Origin of the sequence: Brenneria uluponensis (assembly GCF_032395385.1) — a bacterium.
Taxonomy (GTDB): domain Bacteria; phylum Pseudomonadota; class Gammaproteobacteria; order Enterobacterales; family Enterobacteriaceae; genus Prodigiosinella; species Prodigiosinella aquatilis.
In genome coordinates this window covers 1,300,536-1,322,434 of the sequence record NZ_CP135917.1, presented here as the reverse complement: position 1 = coordinate 1,322,434, position 21,899 = coordinate 1,300,536, and the positions used below count along the sequence as shown (strand labels likewise).

General features: G+C 55.1%; 9 protein-coding genes. 3 read left to right on the top strand and 6 right to left on the bottom strand.

Features of this window, described 5'->3' with window-relative positions:
* Positions 1–361: 361 nt before the first annotated feature.
* Entirely contained in the window at positions 362–4,246 is a 3,885-nt protein-coding gene (gene purL, locus RS889_RS06060; protein WP_315709792.1) for a phosphoribosylformylglycinamidine synthase, read from the bottom strand.
* Positions 4,247–4,521: 275 nt separating this feature from the next.
* Here purL and mltF point away from each other — a divergent pair, with 275 nt between their 5' ends.
* Positions 4,522–5,967: a membrane-bound lytic murein transglycosylase MltF gene (mltF, locus tag RS889_RS06055; RefSeq protein ID WP_315709790.1), complete on the top strand. Its 1,446-nt coding sequence runs from the start codon at positions 4,522–4,524 to the stop codon at positions 5,965–5,967.
* Positions 5,968–5,985: 18 nt separating this feature from the next.
* On the opposite strand, the gene tadA is transcribed toward mltF, so the two are convergent.
* Positions 5,986–6,492 carry a tRNA adenosine(34) deaminase TadA gene (gene tadA / locus RS889_RS06050; RefSeq protein ID WP_315709788.1) on the bottom strand — a complete coding sequence of 169 codons (507 nt, stop codon included), beginning with the start codon at positions 6,490–6,492 and terminating at the stop codon, positions 5,986–5,988.
* 104 nt (positions 6,493–6,596) lie between these two features.
* Positions 6,597–7,490 carry an N-acetylmuramic acid 6-phosphate etherase gene (gene murQ / locus RS889_RS06045; protein ID WP_315710936.1) on the bottom strand — a complete coding sequence of 298 codons (894 nt, stop codon included), beginning with the start codon at positions 7,488–7,490 and terminating at the stop codon, positions 6,597–6,599.
* A gap of 234 nt (positions 7,491–7,724) precedes the next feature.
* Between murQ and lapG the strand changes: the two genes are divergently transcribed.
* Positions 7,725–8,378 (top strand): cysteine protease LapG, encoded by a 654-nt coding sequence (gene lapG, locus RS889_RS06040; protein ID WP_315710935.1) that lies wholly within the window; start codon positions 7,725–7,727, stop codon positions 8,376–8,378.
* Positions 8,379–8,387: 9 nt separating this feature from the next.
* Positions 8,388–10,328 (top strand): cyclic di-GMP receptor LapD, encoded by a 1,941-nt coding sequence (gene lapD / locus RS889_RS06035; RefSeq protein ID WP_315709786.1) that lies wholly within the window; start codon positions 8,388–8,390, stop codon positions 10,326–10,328.
* A gap of 67 nt (positions 10,329–10,395) precedes the next feature.
* Here lapD and RS889_RS06030 read toward each other — a convergent pair whose 3' ends face one another.
* From RS889_RS06030 to RS889_RS06020, 3 genes are all read right to left on the bottom strand, one after another.
* Positions 10,396–10,737, bottom strand: a complete 342-nt coding sequence (locus RS889_RS06030) for a hypothetical protein (RefSeq protein WP_021016934.1) — start codon at positions 10,735–10,737, stop codon at positions 10,396–10,398.
* Between the two features lie 72 nt (positions 10,738–10,809).
* Positions 10,810–20,772, bottom strand: coding sequence for an Ig-like domain-containing protein (locus RS889_RS06025; protein ID WP_315709784.1), 9,963 nt, complete (start codon positions 20,770–20,772; stop codon positions 10,810–10,812).
* A 129-nt stretch (positions 20,773–20,901) separates the two neighbouring features.
* Positions 20,902–21,846 (bottom strand): Ig-like domain-containing protein, encoded by a 945-nt coding sequence (locus RS889_RS06020; protein WP_315710934.1) that lies wholly within the window; start codon positions 21,844–21,846, stop codon positions 20,902–20,904.
* Between the last annotated feature and the right edge of the window lie 53 nt (positions 21,847–21,899).

Below are 21,899 nucleotides of genomic sequence, written 5' to 3'. Positions count from 1 at the left end.
AAATATGCCAGTTGGCAATGCAGTCATAACCAGTTGAATGAGCAGCTAATGATTAAATGCATTAATCATGCCAAATACAAAATGTTAAACATAATTAGTTGAATAATAACAATAAATAAAAATACGCCACGAGCAAATATGAAATAACACTGACAATCTTCAGTATCTGCTGACGATAACCTGTTGTTCTGTCTCCAGAAGGAGACACTCTTGAGCGTTATTAAATTAATTATTATAAATCAACAAGTTAATAGTCTCTTTTTTGAGACAACCGAAGTACTCAATGTCGCCAATTTGAGACAGATCAGAAATCAAGAGTCCGAAGCCTCTTGATTTCGACCTGTAAAGCAGATTTCCGGTATCACCCCAATTGTCTGCGAGCGTTACGGAACATGCGCATCCAGGGGCTGTCTTCCCCCCACTCTTCCGGATGCCAGGAGTTGCTCACGGTACGAAATACTCGTTCTGGATGCGGCATCATCACTGTTGCTCGGCCACTAAGGCTGGTCACCGCAGTAATGCCATTGGGTGATCCGTTCGGATTAGCGGGATAATCTTCTGTTACCTGACCGTAATTATTGACATAACGCAGCGCAATAAGCCGGCTCTGTTCCAGAGCGTCCAAATGGGCATCGTCACGCACTTCTACCAGTCCTTCGCCATGAGAAACCGCAATCGGCATGCGGGAACCCACCATATCCTGCATAAATAGCGACGGACTATTAGTAACTTCAACCAGGCTGAAGCGAGCTTCGAAACGATCAGATTTATTGCGAACAAAACGAGGCCAATGTTCAGCTCCCGGAATCAGTTCACGTAGGTTGGACATCATCTGACAACCATTACAGACCCCCAACGCCAAGGTTTGTGGACGCAGGAAGAACGCAGAGAACTCATCACGCACCCGGTTGTTGAACAGAATCGATTTCGCCCACCCTTCACCGGCACCCAGCACATCACCGTAAGAGAAACCACCGCAGGCCACCAAAGCCTGAAAATCTTGCAGATCACACCGACCAGCCAGTAAATCACTCATATGCACATCGATGGCTTCAAAACCGACACGATGAAATGCGGCGGCCATTTCTATATGAGAGTTAACCCCTTGCTCACGCAATACCGCCACTTTAGGCCGGCACTGGTTGCTGATGAATGGGGCAGCAATATCTTCCTGCGGTTCAAAGGTCAGTACTACATTCAGGCCGGGATCGTTATCATCAGCCTTGGCATTGTGCTCCTGGTCAGCACACTGCGGGTTGTCGCGCAGACGCTGCATCTGCCACGTAGTCTCTGCCCACCAGTTACGCATCGTGGTGCGCTTCTCGTGGTAAACGATCTCACTCCCCTGAGCGATAACGAAGTGATCGCCCGGTTCTGCCGTACCCAGATAGTGGGTGCAATCCACCAGCCCAAAGTCAGCCAGCACTCGCTCAACCTCAGCACGGCGTGACGACTCAATCTGGATAACAGCCCCCAGCTCTTCATTAAACAGGACAGCCAGTGCGTCCTCACCCATCGAGCTGATGTCAACCGTCACACCACAGTGACCGGCAAAGGCCATTTCTGCCAGTGTTACCAGCAAGCCGCCATCTGATCGGTCGTGATACGCCAGCAACGCTTCATCCGCTACCAGCTTCTGCATGGCATTAAAGAAACCGGCGAGTTGATCAGCATTACGCACATCCGCTGTCTTGCACCCCAACTGACGATAAACCTGGGCTAGTGCCGTGGCAGCCAACGCATGATTTCCGGCCCCCAAATCAATCAGCAGCAGCGCGTTGTCCTGACCGGAACGCAGTTGCGGCGTAACGGTATTACGAACATCCTCAACCCGAGCAAAGGCAGAAATCACCAGCGACATCGGGGACGTTACCGCATGCTCTTCACCCCCTTCCTGCCAACGGGTTTTCATCGACATGGAATCTTTACCCACCGGGATAGTCAACCCCAGAGCCGGACATAACTCCTCGCCAATCGCCTTGACTGCATCATACAAGCCGGCATCTTCACCCGGATGTCCCGCCGCAGCCATCCAGTTGGCTGACAGTTTGACGCGCTTCAGGTTACCTATCTGCGTACCAGCAATGTTGGTCAACGCTTCACCCACTGCCAGACGGGCTGAGGCGGCGAAGTTGCGCAGCGCCACCGGGGCCCGTTCACCAATGGACATGGCCTCACCGTAATAGCTATCCAGACTGGCCGTGGTAACAGCACAATCCGCTACCGGTACCTGCCACGGTCCCACCATTTGATCCCGCGCAACCATGCCAGTCACACTGCGGTCACCGATGGTGATCAGGAACGTTTTCTCCGCCACCACAGGCAGGTGCAACACACGTTCCACCGCTTCCGCCAGATAGATTCCCGTGCGATCAAGCGGTGTGCCTTCCACCGATTGATGCACAACGTCACGCTGCATTTTAGGCACTTTACCCAACAGCACTTCAAGCGGTAAATCAATTGGTCTATTGTTGAAATAACGGTCATTCATGGTCAGATGCTGTTCTTCGGTAGCCTCGCCAATAACCGCGTAAGGTGCCCGCTCGCGACGGCAGATTTCATCAAACAGCGCCAGTTGCTCCGGTGCCACCGCCAGGACATAACGTTCCTGCGATTCGTTACACCACACTTCCAACGGACTCATTCCCGGCTCATCGTTGAGAATGTCGCGCAATTCAAAACGACCGCCACGACCACCATCACTTACCAGTTCCGGCATCGCGTTGGAAAGACCACCCGCGCCCACATCATGAATAAACAAAATCGGATTTTCTTCACCCAACTGCCAACAGCGGTCAATCACTTCCTGACAACGACGCTCCATTTCCGGGTTATCCCGTTGTACAGAAGCAAAGTCGAGATCAGCATCAGACTGGCCGGAAGTCATGGAAGAAGCGGCACCACCACCCAACCCGATGTTCATCGCCGGGCCACCCAGAACAATCAGTTTGGCGCCAATACTGACTTCACCTTTTTTCACATGATCAGCACGGATATTACCAATACCACCCGCCAGCATAATTGGCTTGTGATAACCCCGGACTTCAACCCCGTTATGGCTATCAACAGACTCTTCATAAGTCCGGAAATAGCCAGTCAATGCCGGACGGCCAAATTCGTTGTTAAACGCTGCTCCGCCCAGCGGGCCTTCTACCATGATATTCAACGCGTTGACAATACGATCGGGCTTGCCAAAATCATGTTCCCACGGTTGGACGAATCCAGGGATACGCAGGTTGGAAACCGAAAAGCCCACCAGACCAGCTTTCGGCTTGGCACCGCGTCCGGTCGCACCCTCATCACGGATTTCGCCACCAGAACCGGTAGCGGCACCCGGCCACGGTGAAATAGCGGTGGGGTGGTTATGCGTTTCGACCTTCATCAGGATATGGGCTTCTTCCTGATGGTAGTCATACACATTTTTCGTATCGGTGAAAAAGCGACCGACCGCTGAACCTTCCATGACCGCCGCATTATCTTTGTAAGCTGATAGCACGTGATCCGGGGTGTGCTCATAGGTATTTTTGATCATCTTAAACAGCGATTTTGGCTGCTTAACCCCATCAATAACCCAATCGGCATTAAAAATCTTGTGGCGACAGTGCTCTGAATTCGCCTGAGCAAACATGTACAACTCAATATCGGTCGGATTACGTCCCAGTTTGATAAACGCATCCATCAGGTAATCAATTTCATCTTCAGCCAATGCCAGGCCAAGACGAACATTAGCCGCCTCCAGTGCCTGACGTCCCTGTAGCAGAATTTCCACCCGTTTTAGCGGTGCAGGTTGATGGTGGGTGAACAGTTGTGTCGCCTGTTGCAAATCATCGAACACGCTTTCCATCATCCGGTCGTGTAACAGAGCACCCAATTCCTGCCACTGTGCTTCGCTGAGTGTCGGGGCATGAATATAGAATGCCAGACCGCGCTCCAGCCGCAGGACTTTCTGCAAACCACAATTATGGGCGATATCTGTTGCTTTGGAAGACCAGGGAGAAATAGTGCCTGGGCGAGGCGTAACCAGAATCAGATGCCCCGTAGGTTCATGTTCCGTGAGAGAAGGGCCATATTTCAGCAGGAGGGTCAGTCGTGATTGTTCATCGCTACTTAACGGGGCACTCACATCGGCGAAATGAACATATTCAGCATAAATGTCACTGACAGGCAGATAGTTTTCATTGCAACGCGCCAACAGTTTATTGATACGAAAAGCCGATAAAGCAGGTGAACCACGCAGTATTTCCATAATCTAAAATTCTCTCATCTTCGATGCACTGACCGCAGTGCGTCATGGGCGCTACAGGGGGGAAACGCGCGTTATTATAGTGAATCCTGACGCGCGACGAAACCGTTTGCGTCGCTATTGTTCAACATCCACGACCGGACAAGCTCAATTTGTAACCAAGTCAATAAAAGTTGCACAGTGACGATTTGTTACGCAAAATGCCCCGACTCGGGTTTTTCGTATAAAAAACTGCCGCTACAGACAGACCGACCATCAGGTCACCGAGAGACAACTATTTGAAGCGTCTAACGATAAATTATTTTTTCATCGGGGTAATCGCTCTGCTGTTGATGTTGGCACTATGGCCAAATATTCCCTGGCGTAGCAGCCAGGACGTCCAGCTCAGGCAGATTCTTTCACGTGGTGAGTTGCGAGTCAGTACTATCAACTCCCCCTTGACGTACTACCTTAATCACGGTTCCCCCGCAGGACTGGATTATGAACTGGCAAAACGGTTCGCCGATTACCTCGGTGTTCAGCTGGTGGTTTCGACACGCCAGAACATTGACGGTCTGTTCAACGATCTTGATAACGGTAATGCCGATTTGCTGGCCGCTGGTCTGATCTACAATCATGAACGTCTGAAGCGTTTCAAAGCCGGACCGACCTACTATTCTGTGTCTCAACAGCTCGTGTATCGGCTGGGAACGCCTCGTCCGACGTCACTGGATAAACTTCAGGGCCGGCTGGTTGTCCTGTCCGGCTCCGCCCATGCAGCAACCCTCCGCGATCTGAAGGCTCATAAATACCCACAATTGAAATGGGAAGTCACCTCGAATATCTCCACACAAGACCTGCTCAAACAAGTGGCCGATGGTAAGCTTGATTACACATTGGCAGACTCGGTCACTATTGGTTTAATGCAGCGGATTCATCCCCAACTGGCAGTAGCAGCCGATATCAGTGATGAAGAACCCGTAACCTGGTATATGCGACGTACTCACGACGACAGTCTGTCAGCGGCACTCCTCGATTTTTTCAGCCAGATAGAGGAAGACGGTACCCTTGCTCGTCTGCAAGAGAAATATCTGGGTCATGTGGGAGAATTCGATTATGTGGATACCACGACGTTCCTCGCCGCCATTGATGACACGCTACCGGCCTTGCGTGCACTGTTTGAAAAATACGCAACGAATATCGACTGGAAACTCCTGGCGGCGATTTCCTATCAGGAATCGCACTGGAATCCGCTGGCCACCTCACCCACAGGCGTTCGTGGCTTAATGATGCTGACGCGCAATACCGCAGAGAGTCTGAACGTATCTGATCGACTCGATCCAGAAGAAAGCATCCGCGGTGGTGCACAATATTTGTCGAACATGATGCAAAGAATGCCAGATACCATTCCCGAAGATGAAAAAATCTGGTTTGCGCTGGCAGCCTACAATATGGGGTATGCCCACCTGATGGATGCTCGTAAATTGACAGAAAAACAGAAAGGGAATCCGGACAGTTGGACTGATGTAAAAATGCGGCTACCGATGCTAAGCCAGAGACGCTACTATACCCAGACGGCCAACGGGTATGCCCGCGGTCACGAAGCCTATAATTATGTCGAGAATATCCGGCGTTATATGGTTAGCCTGGTCGGGTATCTGTCAGAAAAAGAAAGTAAATTGCAGCAGCAGAAGCTGGCCGGGCAGGCTTATCCGGTTGTACCGCCAGAAAAACTTCCACGGTAGATACGTTTCTCATCGCCGTTACTCAGGAAGTGTTCCTTTTCCCGCAACCCGGCGCGCTTTATGCTGTTCCCGCCGCATACGAAAAAAGGCGCTCAACATAGCAGCGCACTCCTCCGCCAGAACACCGCGGGTGATCTGTATCTGATGATTCATCCCTGGATGATGCAGAATATCCACCAACGATCCTGCGGCACCGGTTTTTTCATCTGTCGCGCCATAAACCAATCGCCCAATACGACTATGGATCATCGCACCCGCACACATTACACACGGTTCCAAAGTGACATATAGTGTCGTATTTAACAGCCGGTAATTCTGTAACACCTGTCCGCCCTGACGCAACGCCATCATTTCGGCATGGGCGGTAGGATCATGCTTGCCTATCGGTCTGTTCCAACCCTCACCAATCACCTGGTCATTGCACACCAGAACCGCACCAACCGGGACTTCCCCTTCATTCTGGGCTCTCTGTGCCAGTGTCAGGGCATGACGCATCCAGTATTCATCGTCTACTATGCGGTTCATAATTCCTCTTGATACCGTTTACAGCCGTACCGAGGGCGGCATTATACACACGCCATCCCGGAGGGAAATATTTCAGCAGTAACCGGCGACAGCTCTCACACCGATCAATCGCTGATCGCTGCGCGCAGATAACCATTATGATGGCTCAACCTCCATTGTGCTTCTTCAGCGTCACAACCGACCAGAATCATCACAATAGCCGGTTTAACATTGTAGTCGGTCTGTTCCAGCACCGACTGCGCCTCTGCCCTATTTACGCCGGTTGTCTCCATGACAATGCGGCAGGCGCGATCCATCAACTTGATGTTGGTAGCCTTCACATCCACCATCAGATTCTGATAAACCTTGCCCAGCTTCACCATCACACCGGTAGAAATCATATTCAAAATCAGCTTTTGTGCCGTACCTGACTTCAACCGGGTTGATCCTGTCAACGCCTCGGGACCTACCAGTGGTGAAATCGCGATCTCCGCTTCCCGAGCAATGGGGGACTGGGGGTTACAGGAAATCGCGGCGGTATGGCATCCCAGCTGATGCGCATAACGTAATGCACCAAGCACATACGGTGTGCGACCCGAGGCCGCAAGGCCGATGACCATATCTACCGGTTTCAAGGACAGGTTAATCAGATCGGCTTCACCCAGCGCTGGATCGTCCTCCGCGCCCTCCACCGCCTTCAGCAAGGCACCTGGTCCGCCAGCAATCAGACCGATAACCAACCCATGAGGCACGCCAAAGGTAGGTGGACATTCTGATGCATCCAGCACACCCAGTCTTCCGCTAGTTCCCGCACCAAGATAGATCAACCGTCCTCCAGATTTCAGACAGGCAGCAGTAACCTCAACGACCTGGGCAATCGCTGGCAGCACCTGACTGATCGCCTCGGGTACTTTTTGATCTTCCTGGTTAAATACCGTCATCATATCCAACGTTGACAACAGATCTAAATTCATCGTCGCCGGGTTGCGAGTTTCTGAAACCAATGACCCTAATTCCATATTCTTCCCACTTTTTAACCATGATGGTATCGTCGTTGGCGACATAGTAATCCCTTTTTATCTCCTTCGTCCCTTTTGCCACACACGCTCTTTTTAGCATGTTAAAAGTAAGATATTCTGCGACGGTCTATAATGTCAGATTCATCAAGGCAATAATGCTAGATGATATTCCTTTGGGTAAGCAGAGAAGCCAGATTGAAATACCAGTGGCGTTGTCAATCATGCCTTAGAGTATTGCTGTATTTATTTACTGGCGTATTCCTGCTGCTGGCCGATTCTCTGTATGCCAATTGGAATTTCGCTACTATTGAACAGCGCACCGACCAGCTTTACGGCCCCGCCACACCTGATGCACGCAAACGAATAAAAGAGTGGCAGTCCCTGTTGCTGAACCAGCGAAATACAACCGAAAACCAGAAGCTGGACGCCGTTAACCGATTCTTCAATGACAAAATTATTTATCAGGAAGATATTGATGTCTGGCACCAGGTGGATTACTGGGCTACACCGATTGAAGCATTGCGTAAAGGCGAAGGTGACTGTGAAGACTATGCCATCGCCAAATATATAACACTGCGCCATCTGGGTGTTGATCGAGAAAAATTACGTATCACTTATGTTAAGGCGCTGCGTTTAAACCGTGCGCATATGGTGCTGAGTTACTACCCTACTCCGAATGCTATTCCATTGGTGCTGGATAGCTTAATCAATAAGATTCAGCCAGCCACACAACGCACTGATTTATTTCCAGTTTATTCATTCAATGGTGATGGATTATGGCTGCCTGGCGCAAGCGGTAACAAACGCGCCGGAGACAGTAAACGCCTTTCGCGCTGGCAGGATTTACTCATCAAGATGCGCGCTGAAGGATTTTCAATTGAAGAGTAGGACGAGGCTATGTCGCTATTTAAACAATTATTGATAGCCATCTGCTTGTTTATGCTGGTGCTGTTCAGTGGCGGTTTCATTGCCAACCTGGAAAGCTCCCGTGAGCAATATAACAATCAGTTGAACTCACATGCACAAGATTCGGCAACAGCGTTGGGGTTAGCACTCACACCCAATATTGACGATCCTGTCATGGTAGAACTCATGGTCAGTTCTATCTTTGACAGTGGCTATTTTTCCAGCATTCGTGTCCTGAATATAGCAACCCATAAAGTGATACTGGAACGTACCGCATCACCTGAAATTCCGGATGTTCCCAGTTGGTTTGTTCATTTGGTGAATTTGCGGCCGGGTATCGGAGAAGCTACCATCATGCGTGGCTGGGAACAGGCAGCTCGGGTTAAAGTCATCAGTCATCCGATGTTTGCTGTCGCCCGTCTCTGGCAAAGTACAGTCGCCACATTTATCTGGTTGCTAGCCTGCGGAGCCATTGGTCTGACTCTCGGGGCCCTCTTTCTGCGCCGTCAGTTACGTCCCCTGGACTACATGGTGGAACAATCAATGGCCATCAGTCGTCACGAATTTTTAAGCTTATCTGATCTGCCGAAAACGCCGGAGCTACGTCGGGTGGTTGAGGCCATGAATTTAATGGTCACCAAGCTTAAAACATTGTTCGAGGAAGAAGCTCAGCGCAGTGAACAATTACGGCAGGAAGCCTATCAGGATCCACAGACCGGTCTGGCCAATCGCCGCGCATTCGATACCCAACTAAAAACAAAACTTAGTGCTGAGGATACGGCTCCCGGTTATCTCCTCATGATTCGGTTACAGGACCTGGGCAAGATGAACCAGCGTCTTGGTGGTGCCAGAACCGATGAATTACTGATTTCAGTAGCGAATATTATCCATCAATGCAAAATACACACTATTGGCCCCGATAGCGTGACCGCCCGCATCCGTGGTGGTGAATTCGCTTTGTTTTGTCCCGGTCTGATAAAAAAAGAGGCCGCTATACTGGCCGACACGTTATCCCGAGGCATTGAAGCCCTGTTTTTAGCCGACGAAACCGATGTATCACCGGTTGCACATGTGGTATTGGTTCCATTCCACACCGGAGATACCGTTCAATCCTTGTTTATCCAGGGAGATCAATTACTCACCCGTGCTGAGCATAATGTCGATATCAGATCGGAGGATAACAATCAGGAGTCCCCGCAATGGGTCGAGGATCAACACTATTGGTTTAGTTTGCTGAAACCGCTGCTTGACCAGGAACAGATTCAGCTTTTCCTGCAACCCGTCGTTAACTGCCTGCACCCTGAACAGGTGATGCACAAAAAAGTGCTGGCTCGCATTACTGATAAACGGGGCAATAAGATTAACGCCGGAAAATTTCTGTCGTGGATACAACGTTTTGGCTGGAGTACCCGGCTGGATCAAATCATGGTGAAGCATACACTTGCCTACCTGGAAAAACATGAAGGTACTCTGGCTTTGAGTTTATCCGGTAGTACCGTACTGGACCTGCAACTGATGGAACAGTTGCTAAAACCGTTACAGTCTAAACCTGCACTGGCCAAACGTCTGATTCTGGAACTCGATGAAAATCAACTGCCAGACCCCGCCCATCTGGAGTCGTTGGTAAAACTGCTGAACGAGTACAAGTGCAAGTTAGGTCTGCAACACTTTGGCGGGCGCTTTATGATGATCGGCAACCTATCTCAATGGGGACTTGCCTATCTGAAAATTGATGGAAGTTACATCCGCGATATTGATCAAGAAGAAGACAAAAAAATATTTATTGAAGCGCTGTATCGTGCGACCAACAGTATCGATCTCCCACTCATTGCCGAACGTGTCGAAACAGAGGGCGAATTGCAGGTATTGCAGGAAATGGGTATTCAGGGTGCGATGGGACGCCTTTTGGGTAGCCCGGTTGCCGCAGAATAGAGCAACATAAAAAAACGGCCTGTCGGTTTCCCCGGCAAGCCGTTCTCAATATACGGGCCATATATCGTCAAAACATTTTATCTTCATCTTCACGGATCAATGCATCCAACCCACCCAGCACTTCACGAGCCTGCGCTCGATTAATCAATTTTAGCTGTGCTGCGACAGGAAAATCCGTGATATTCACTTGACCCTTATTGATCAAGACCTGAATTAAATCTTCCAATACACGAACCATTTCCAGATCGCTGTTGCGCAACTTCTGTAGACTGGACAAAATGACTTCCTGATTGTTCAGCCATGCGATTGCTTCCACAGAATCTTCCGCTAGTTCGCCATTCATTTCAGGAAACGGTGACTCTTCAACCCTGATTAAATTGCTATTGCTGTCTCGCAAAATATAGAACATAGACAACCCTTTTTTATTTTCAGAGAAGAGCGCCGCACATACCGTACGATGCTCTCTGTATCCAATGCACAATCAAGCCGCACTGGGTTCTGGTTTGCTAATCAAACTCTCTACTGAAGGCAGTACGCCATGATAGTGATCCAACGTGATAGAGACATCCGGCGTACCACCACTTGCTCCATTAAACTGCCCTTGCGTGCTCACCTCAATGGTAGGTGAACCATCACTCTCTGTAATACGAATATAGTGGCTAATATCAGTTCCTGATTTCAATTCCCCTACCAGATCACTTAGATCAATCCGATCACCCTCACCAGGATTAAAATCTTTAATCACATCATGGCCGGTATCACCAGATTGCCAGGTAAAGGTATCTGCGCCAGCACCACCGGTCAGAATATTATTACCGGAGCCGCCAATCAGGATATCATCCCCAGAACCGCCGTAAAGGATATCATTACCCATACCACCATTAAGCACATCATTACCACCCTGACCAAACAGGATATCGTTTCCCACACCACCATTCAGAATGTCATTACCATCATGTGATGACGAAAGATCGAACTCTGCGCTATGTCCGGAAATGTAGTTATGCATTTCCTGAACCGTCAATGACGCTTCCGTGGAGGTATTGAGCTTACCAGCAATGTAATGCTGCAACGCCGTCAGCCCATTTCCTTCAATCCCATCAAAGGTAACCGAATCACCAAACAGTATATCGTTGCCGCTGCCACCAGATAACGTATCATCGCCCGACATTGCAGGCTGATTGCTACCGAGGATCGCGTCATTTAACTGAGTGGGATCAATGTGATCCTGCACTACGCCATCCGAATCATAATTCACCAAGCTAGCCGCATTCAGCGAATCCCCGATACCGATCGCTTCTACCGTAGAGACATTCTGCAACAGTGCAAACGCGTCCTGAGAGTTGGTTATTGTTGAATGCGTCGTGCTGTTTCCAGTGCCATCCAGATAAGATATTTCATAAGTACCATCCCCTTCTGCATTGACATGGCCAATAATCGAGCGAGAGACCTGATGATTCCATTCCTGAGAGTACGAATAAACATCACCGTTAGTGCCAATCACTTCTCGGGCCGCCCCCATGATATTCATGTAATAGGACTGCCCTTGCTGGTAATCAATATTGTCGATGTTCAGTGTCTGTGTTTGCCACCAGCTATTACTGACAACAGCAGAATCCGTTTCACCATTCTGATAGAATGTTGGCTCACCATCGGTAATAAAATAGGTCAGATTGGTGCCTTGATTATGGGTCACCGTATCACTCAGGAACCAATTGGCTGCGGTTTTAAACACATCCTCATAATTGGTCCCGCCGCCTGAGATCATCGAACCTAACACAGCCGTAAGACTGGACAATGCATTAGGATCAGCCAGGTTTACTGATACCGTTTGCCCGACCTGAGAATCAAAATCAGCCAAAAAGACATTGACAGTTCCCGCAGAACTACCGCTGGCACTATGAATCAGGCTGTTAAATACATCGGTTAATGATGTGATAGCTTTAGCCACATTCTCTGTCGACATGCTGCCAGAGGAATCCACCAGAAACGCAATATTGTAATTCTGACCATCAACGATTTGCAGTCCGGACACATCACCCACAACGATATCGTTACTGTGTGTACCAGTTATAGTATCACTACCGGAAGTACCTACGGTGACAGCATATTGCTCTACCGATTGAGACGAATAGCCGGTGGCGGAATCATAATTCGCCTGCTCAGTAGCCGTTGCCTGGGCAACAACATCAAATTGCCCCGCATCTACCGGCACCTGTAGCGTTATCTGGCCAGCAAGCGAATCGACGTGCAATGAGTTGGGGATCAGATAGGCGCCATCAGCGCCAATCGTTACCGTGACGTTATTGATATGATCAATTAGCACTGTACCTTCGGGTATACCTGTCAATGTGATTCCCGACAAGCTTTCACTGCCATCCGTATCCGTCAACGCCGCAGAGACCGTGATGGTATGTTCCTGATAGCCGGCCTGACCCGTTACCGTTTCCTCAGAAGTCGAGGAAGCATCGGCGCTCTTGATAGTACCGTCACCATAAATAATACCGTCAAGTTTATTAGCGCCACCGATCAGCGCTACATCGTGATAAGTCACATTGACGGAATCAAAAGTGTTCACCGATGTATCAGCATTATTATTTGTCCCGACAGTGTCGTTATAACCGTCAGCTTGTGTGCCTTGGATGAAAATATAGTCCGACTTGACCCCTGACGACTCACTCCCGGAATTCCCTGTCACCGCATTTAAGGTGAGATAATTGCCATCCTGCACATACCCACTGCCCTCATGCACCACAAAGATGTCGGTATAGTCTCGACTGCCGCTGACATTCCCCTGGTTGTAGTAAACCACTTCACCATTACCCACGATTTCCGGCACCGGATCACCAGGAGAAAGCCAGACACGCACCCCATCACCGATTCTGACAATCACACCATCCTGTACATCAAAACCACCGGGCTGTTCGCTGCCGCCATTGACCTTGATGTAAGTCGGCGTTTCTGCAACGGTATCACCACTGGTAATCGTCAAAGAGACATCCGGCGCATCAGCCACCGGCGTGATATTAACGGAGAGTGTGGCCGTATCCCCATGATTTCCCGCATCATCCACTGGCTGATATGCCATGCCCGTCAGATCAGCACCAGAAACATTGGCGGCAGGGACAAATCGCAGTTCAAAATCTGCCGACGTAAAAGTCTGCCCGATAGAAACCGCTTTCCATTGCCCATGATCGTTAAAATACAACGTTCCTGTACTGGTATCAGGAAGAGAAGAAATCACAATGCTGCTGGTATCACCGGACGTACCAAGGTCACTCCAACTGATGGAGACCGGGGTATCTTCCGTACCCGTTACTATCTGGTCATGTCCCACTGGTCCGGTAATATCCAGGGTGGCACTGTCCGTATCACTAGCGTGATTACCTGACGGGCTGGTGGCTGTCGCCACCACGGTAACCTGACCCTCAGCCAGTGTGCTGAGATCAGCATGAAGACTCCATTGCCCTTCTACGACCTGTACATTATTTACCGTCACTGATTTACCATTTGCATCAGTAAACACCAGATCGACGACGCTCTCACTACTGGTACCACCCACTGCGGTATTAGCCAATTCACCCTGACTGATATAACCGTCATTACCAGCAAATTCAGTAATAGCGACATCCGGTTCAGCAGTATCGACCGTATAAGATCGATCGGCAGTGGCGGTCATAGTGTTACCCGCTTCATCCTGTGTGGTTACCGCGGCACTAATCTGACTATGCATTGCCAGCACACTGCCAAGTATGCTAACACTCCAACTGATACCATCGGCATTCACGATAGTGGCGTAAGTCCGGTCACCAACGGTGACAATAACCGTATCCCCCGCCTGTACATCTTTTCCTACTGAACCACTGATGGTTTGAGTCTGCTCGCTTTCTGCCTCGTTCAGCGTATTGTCCGCCGTCACTGGATCGATGGTAATGCTGGCGTCCGGCGCGGTGGTATCCACCTGATAACTGTGATCAGCGCTCGCGGTGGCCGGGTTACCGGCGGCGTCGCTGGTGGTGACGGTGGCCTGAATAGTGGCGTTCGTTGCCAGTACGCTGCCCGGTACGCTGACACTCCACACCCGGCTGCCGTCACTGGCGCTGGTCACCTGGGCGCGAGCCGCGGTGGCCGCCCACCTGGTTACGGTGCCGCTGACGGTCTGGCGTCCGGCTTCGGCGGCATTAATCGTGTGGTGACTGATGTCCGGCCTGGTATGACCTGATAGTGGCGTAGCGCTGGCCGGGTTACCCGCCGCATCGCTGGTGGTACGCCTGTACGTCTGCCTGGGTACGCTGCCCGGCACGCTGACACTCCACACCCGGCTGCCGTCACTGGCGCTGATCACCTGGGTCTGGTAAGTCGCCGAGCCGATGGTCACCGTGACCGTGTCGCCCACCTGTACATCGTTACCCACCGTGCCGCTCACCGTCTGATCCTGTCCGGCTTCGGCGGCATTAATCGTGTTATCCGCCGTCACCGCATCAATACTGATGCTGGCCTCCGGCGCCGTGGTATCGACCTGATAATTGTGGTCAGCCGTGGCGGTGGCGGGGTTACCGGCCGCATCGCTGGTGGTGACCGTCGCCTGAATCGCGGCGTTCGTCGCCAGTACACTGCCCGGCACGCTGACACTCCATACCCGGCTGCCGTCGCCGGCACTGATCACCTGGGTCTGGTAGCTCTGGCTGCCGATGGTCACCGTGACGGTGTCGCCGACCTGCACATCGTTACCCACCGTGCCGCTCACCGTCTGGTTCTGTCCGGCTTCGGCGGCATTAATCGTGTTGTCGGCGGTCACCGCATCAATACTGATGCTGGCCTCCGGCGCCGTGGTATCCACCTGATAACTGTGATCAGCGGTGGCGGTGGCCGGGTTACCGGCGGCGTCGGTCGTCGTGACGGTGGCCTGAATAGTGGCGTTCGTTGCCAGTACGCTGCCGGGCACGCTGACACTCCATACCCGGCTGCCGTCGCCGGCGCTAGTCACCTGGGTCTGGTAGGTCGCCGAACCGATAGTGACGGTGACGGTGTCGCCCACCTGTACATCGTTACCCACCGTGCCGCTCACCGTCTGATCCTGTCCGGCTTCGGCGGCATTAATCGTGTTGTCGGCGGTCACCGCATCAATACTGATGCTGGCCTCCGGCGCGCTGGTATCCACCTGATAACTATGATCGGCCGTGGAAGTGGCGGGATTACCGGCGGCGTCGCTGGTGGTGACCGTCGCCTGAATCGCGGCGTTCGTCGCCAGTACACTGCCCGGTACGCTGACACTCCATACCCGGCTGCCGTCACTGGCGCTGATCACCTGGGTCTGGTAGCTCTGGCTGCCGATGGTGACGGTGACGGTGTCGCCCACCTGTACATCGTTGCCCACTGTGCCGCTCACCGTCTGGTTCTGTCCGGCTTCGGCGGCATTAATCGTGTTGTCGGCGGTCACCGCATCAATACTGATGCTGGCCTCCGGCGCGCTGGTATCGACCTGATAACTGTGATCGGCGGTGGCGGTGGCCGGGTTACCGGCGGCGTCGCTGGTGGTGACCGTCCCCTGGATCGCGGCGTTCGTTGCCAGCACACTGCCGGGCACGCTGACACTCCACACCCGGCTGCCGTCACCGGCGCTGGTCACCTGGGTCTGGTAAGTCGCCGAGCCAATGGTCACCGTGACCGTGTCGCCCACCTGCACATCGTTGCCGACGGTGCCGCTGACGGTCTGGTCCTGTCCGGCTTCGGCGGCATTAATCGTGTTATCCGCCGTCACTGGATCGATGGTAATGCTGGCGTCCGGGGCCGTGGTATCGACCTGATAGGCGTGATCGGCGGTGGCGCTGGCCGGGTTACCGGCCGCATCGCTGGTGGTGACCGTCGCCTGAATCGCGGCGTTCGTGGCCAGTACGCTACCGGGCACGCTGACACTCCACACCCGGCTGCCGTCGCCGGCGGTAGTGACCTGGGTCTGGTAGCTCTGGCTGCCGATGGTCACCGTGACGGTGTCGCCCACCTGCACATCGTTGCCGACGGTGCCGCTGACGGTCTGATCCTGTCCGGCTTCCGCGGCATTAATCGTGTTATCCGCCGTCACCGCATCAATACTGATGCTGGCCTCCGGCGCCGTGGTATCGACCTGATAACTGTGATCAGCGCTCGCGGTGGCCGGGTTACCGGCGGCGTCGCTGGTGGTGACGGTGGCCTGAATAGTGGCGTTCGTGGCCAGTACGCTGCCGGGTACGCTGACGCTCCATACCCGGCTGCCGTCGCCGGCACTGGTCACCTGGGTCTGGTAGCTCTGGCTACCGATGGTGATGGTGACCGTGTCGCCCACCTGCACATCGTTGCCCACCGTGCCGCTGACGGTCTGGTTCTGTCCGGCTTCGGCGGCATTAATCGTGTTGTCGGCGGTCACCGCATCAATACTGATGCTGGCCTCCGGCGCCGTGGTATCGACCTGATAACTGTGATCAGCCGTGGCGCTGGCCGGGTTACCCGCCGCGTCGCTGGTGGTGACCGTCGCCTGAATCGCGGCGTTCGTGGCCAGTACACTGCCCGGCACGCTGACGCTCCATACCCGGCTGCCGTCACCGGCACTGGTCACCTGGGTCTGGTAGCTCTGGCTACCGATGGTGATGGTGACGGTGTCGCCCACCTGCACATCGTTACCCACTGTGCCGCTCACCGTCTGGTTCTGTCCGGCTTCGGCGGCATTAATCGTGTTATCCGCCGTCACCGCATCAATACTGATGCTGGCCTCCGGCGCGCTGGTATCCACCTGATAACTGTGATCAGCGGTGGCGCTGGCCGGGTTACCGGCCGCATCGCTGGTGGTGACCGTCGCCTGAATGGCACTCTGCCCGGCCAGTACGCTGCCGGGTACGCTGACGCTCCACACCCGGCTGCCGTCGCCGGCACTGGTGACCTGGGTCTGGTAGCTCTGGCTGCCGATGGTGACGGTGACGGTGTCGCCCACCTGCACATCGTTGCCGACGGTACCGCTGACGGTCTGGTTCTGCCCGGCTTCCGCCTGATTCAGAACATTATCCGCCGTCACTGGATCGATGGTAATGCTGGCGTCCGGCGCGCTGGTATCCACCTGATAATTGTGGTCAGCCGTGGCGGTGGCGGGGTTACCGGCCGCATCGCTGGTGGTGACCGTCGCCTGAATGGCCGCGTTCGTTGCCAGTACGCTGCCGGGTACGCTGACGCTCCATACCCGGCTGCCGTCGCCGGCACTGGTGACCTGGGTCTGGTAGCTCTGGCTGCCGATGGTGACGGTGACCGTGTCGCCCACCTGCACATCATTGCCCACCGTGCCGCTCACCGTCTGATCCTGTCCGGCTTCGGCGGCATTAATCGTGTTGTCGGCGGTCACCGCATCAATACTGATGCTGGCCTCCGGCGCCGTGGTATCGACCTGATAATTGTGGTCAGCCGTGGCGCTGGCCGGGTTACCGGCGGCGTCGCTGGTGGTGACCGTCGCCTGAATGGCACTCTGCCCGGCCAGTACGCTGCCCGGCACGCTGACACTCCACACCCGGCTGCCGTCACTGGCGCTGATCACCTGGGTCTGGTAAGTCGCCGAGCCGATGGTCACCGTGACCGTGTCGCCCACCTGTACATCGTTACCCACCGTGCCGCTCACCGTCTGATCCTGTCCGGCTTCGGCGGCATTAATCGTGTTATCGGCGGTCACCGCATCAATACTGATGCTGGCCTCCGGCGCGCTGGTATCGACCTGATAGGCGTGATCGGCGCTCGCGGTGGCGGGATTGCCCGCCGCATCGCTGGTGGTCACGGTGGACTGAATGGCCGCGTTCGTTGCCAGCACACTGCCCGGCACGCTGACACTCCATACCCGGCTGCCGTCACTGGCGCTGATCACTTGGGTCTGGTAAGTCTGGCTGCCGATGGTGATGGTGACGGTGTCGCCCACCTGCACATCGTTGCCGACGGTGCCGCTGACGGTCTGATCCTGTCCGGCTTCGGCGGCATTAATCGTGTTATCCGCCGTCACCGCATCAATACTGATGCTGGCCTCCGGCGCGGTGGTATCGACCTGATAGGCGTGATCGGCGGTGGCGCTGGCTGGGTTACCGGCGGCGTCGCTGGTGGTGACGGTGGCCTGAATGACACTCTGCCCGGCCAGTACGCTGCCGGGTACGCTGACGCTCCACACCCGGCTGCCATCGCCGGCCGTAGTGACCTGGGTCTGGTAACTCTGGCTACCGATAGTGACGGTGACGGTGTCGCCCACCTGCACATCGTTACCGACGGTGCCGCTGACGGTCTGATCCTGTCCGGCTTCGGCCTGATTCAGAACATTATCCGCCGTCACCGCATCAATACTGATGCTGGCCTCCGGCGCGCTGGTATCGACCTGATAGGCGTGATCGGCGGTGGCGCTGGCCGGGTTACCGGCCGCATCGCTGGTGGTGACCGTCGCCTGAATCGCGGCGTTCGTTGCCAGCACACTGCCCGGCACGCTGACACTCCACACCCGGCTGCCGTCGCCGGCGCTGGTGACCTGGGTCTGGTAGCTCTGGCTGCCGATGGTCACCGTGACCGTGTCGCCCACCTGCACATCGTTGCCGACGGTGCCGCTGACGGTCTGATCCTGTCCGGCTTCCGCGGCATTAATCGTGTTATCCGCCGTCACCGCATCAATACTGATGCTGGCCTCCGGCGCGCTGGTATCCACCTGATAACTGTGATCAGCGGTGGCGGTGGCGGGATTACCGGCGGCGTCGCTGGTGGTGACGGTGGCCTGAATCGCGGCGTTCGTCGCCAGTACACTGCCGGGCACGCTGACGCTCCACACCCGGCTGCCATCGCTGGCCGTAGTGACCTGGGTCTGGTAACTCTGGCTACCGATAGTGACGGTGACGGTGTCGCCCACTTGCACATCGTTACCGACGGTGCCGCTGACGGTCTGATCCTGTCCGGCTTCGGCCTGATTCAGAACATTATCCGCCGTCACTGGATCGATGGTAATGCTGGCGTCCGGCGCCGTGGTATCCACCTGATAACTATGGTCAGCCGTGGCGCTGGCCGGGTTACCGACGGCGTCGCTGGTGGTGACCGTCGCCTCAATCGCGGCGTTCGTGGCCAGTACACTGCCCGGTACGCTGACACTCCATACCCGGCTGCCGTCACTGGCGCTGATCACCTGGGTCTGGTAGCTCTGGCTGCCGATGGTGACGGTGACGGTGTCGCCCACCTGTACATCGTTGCCCACTGTGCCGCTCACCGTCTGGTTCTGTCCGGCTTCGGCGGCATTAATCGTGTTATCCGCCGTCACCGCATCAATACTGATGCTGGCCTCCGGCGCGCTGGTATCGACCTGATAACTGTGATCGGCGGTGGCGGTGGCCGGGTTACCGGCGGCGTCGCTGGTGGTGACCGTCCCCTGGATCGCGGCGTTCGTTGCCAGCACACTGCCGGGCACGCTGACACTCCACACCCGGCTGCCGTCACCGGCGCTGGTCACCTGGGTCTGGTAAGTCGCCGAGCCAATGGTCACCGTGACCGTGTCGCCCACCTGCACATCGTTGCCGACGGTGCCGCTGACGGTCTGGTCCTGTCCGGCTTCGGCGGCATTAATCGTGTTATCCGCCGTCACCGCATCAATACTGATGCTGGCCTCCGGCACGCTGGTATCGACCTGATAGGCGTGATCGGCGGTGGCGCTGGCCGGGTTACCGGCCGCATCGCTGGTGGTGACCGTCGCCTGAATCGCGGCGTTCGTTGCCAGCACACTGCCCGGCACGCTGACACTCCACACCCGGCTGCCGTCGCCGGCGCTGGTGACCTGGGTCTGGTAGCTCTGGCTGCCGATGGTCACCGTGACCGTGTCGCCCACCTGCACATCGTTGCCGACGGTGCCGCTGACGGTCTGATCCTGTCCGGCTTCCGCGGCATTAATCGTGTTATCCGCCGTCACCGCATCAATACTGATGCTGGCCTCCGGCGCGCTGGTATCCACCTGATAACTGTGATCAGCGGTGGCGGTGGCGGGATTACCGGCGGCGTCGCTGGTGGTGACGGTGGCCTGAATCGCGGCGTTCGTCGCCAGTACACTGCCGGGCACGCTGACGCTCCACACCCGGCTGCCGTCACCGGCACTGGTCACCTGGGTCTGGTAAGTCTGGCTGCCGATGGTCACCGTGACCGTGTCGCCCACTTGCACATCGTTACCGACGGTGCCGCTGACGGTCTGATCCTGTCCGGCTTCGGCCTGATTCAGAACATTATCCGCCGTCACTGGATCGATGGTAATGCTGGCGTCCGGCGCCGTGGTATCCACCTGATAACTATGGTCAGCCGTGGCGCTGGCCGGGTTACCGACGGCGTCGCTGGTGGTGACCGTCGCCTCAATCGCGGCGTTCGTGGCCAGTACACTGCCCGGTACGCTGACACTCCATACCCGGCTGCCGTCACTGGCGCTGATCACCTGGGTCTGGTGCTCTGCCGATGGTGACGTGGTGACGGTGTGCCCACCTGTACATCCACCGTGCCGTCGCTCACCGTCTGGTTCTGTCCGGCTTCGGCGGCATTAATCGTGTTGTCGGCGGTCACCGCATCAATACTGATGCCAGCCTCCGGCGCGCTGGTATCGACCTGCGTGATCGGTGGCGGTGTTACCGGCGGCGTCGCTGGTGGTGACCGTCCCCTGGATCGCGGCGTTCGTTGCCAGCACACTGCCGGGCACGCTGACACTCCACACCCGGCTGCCGTCACCGGCGCTGGTCACCTGGGTCTGGTAAGTCGCCGAGCCAATGGTCACCGTGACCGTGTCGCCCACCTGCACATCGTTGCCGACGGTGCCGCTGACGGTCTGGTTCTGTCCGGCTTCGGCGGCATTAATCGTGTTATCCGCCGTCACCGCATCAATACTGATGCTGGCCTCCGGTGCGCTGGTATCCACCTGATAGGCATGATCGGCGCTGGCGCTGGCCGGGTTACCGGCGGCGTCGCTGGTGGTGACCGTGGCCTGAATCGCGGCGTTCGTGGCCAGTACACTGCCCGGCACACTGACGCTCCACACCCGGCTGCCGTCGCCGGCACTGGTCACCTGGGTCTGGTAGGTCGCCGAGCCGATGGTGATGGTGACGGTGTCGCCCACCTGCACATCGTTGCCGACGGTACCGCTGACGGTCTGGTTCTGTCCGGCTTCGGCGGCATTAATCGTGTTATCCGCCGTCACCGCATCAATACTGATGCTGGCCTCCGGCGCGCTGGTATCCACCTGATAGGCGTGATCGGCGGTGGCGCTGGCCGGGTTACCGGCCGCATCGCTGGTGGTGACCGTCGCCTGAATAGTGGCGTTCGTTGCCAGCACACTGCCCGGCACGCTGACGCTCCACACCCGGCTGCCGTCACCGGCACTGGTCACCTGGGTCTGGTAAGTCTGGCTGCCGATGGTCACCGTGACCGTGTCGCCCACCTGCACATCATTACCCACCGTGCCGCTGACGGTCTGATCCTGTCCGGCTTCGGCGGCATTAATCGTGTTATCGGCGGTCACCGCTGGCTGGTATCGACCGGCGATCGGCGCTGGCGTGGTATCGCTGGTGGTGA

What these genes read in the sequence shown, in the direction of transcription:
- tadA (WP_315709788.1), bottom strand. Translation starts at nt 6,492, where the DNA reads ATGAACCGCATAGTAGACGATGAATACTGGATGCGTCATGCCCTGACA.
- purL (WP_315709792.1), bottom strand. Translation starts at nt 4,246, where the DNA reads ATGGAAATACTGCGTGGTTCACCTGCTTTATCGGCTTTTCGTATCAAT.
- RS889_RS06030 (WP_021016934.1), bottom strand. Translation starts at nt 10,737, where the DNA reads ATGTTCTATATTTTGCGAGACAGCAATAGCAATTTAATCAGGGTTGAA.
- lapD (WP_315709786.1), top strand. Translation starts at nt 8,388, where the DNA reads ATGTCGCTATTTAAACAATTATTGATAGCCATCTGCTTGTTTATGCTG.
- murQ (WP_315710936.1), bottom strand. Translation starts at nt 7,490, where the DNA reads ATGGAATTAGGGTCATTGGTTTCAGAAACTCGCAACCCGGCGACGATG.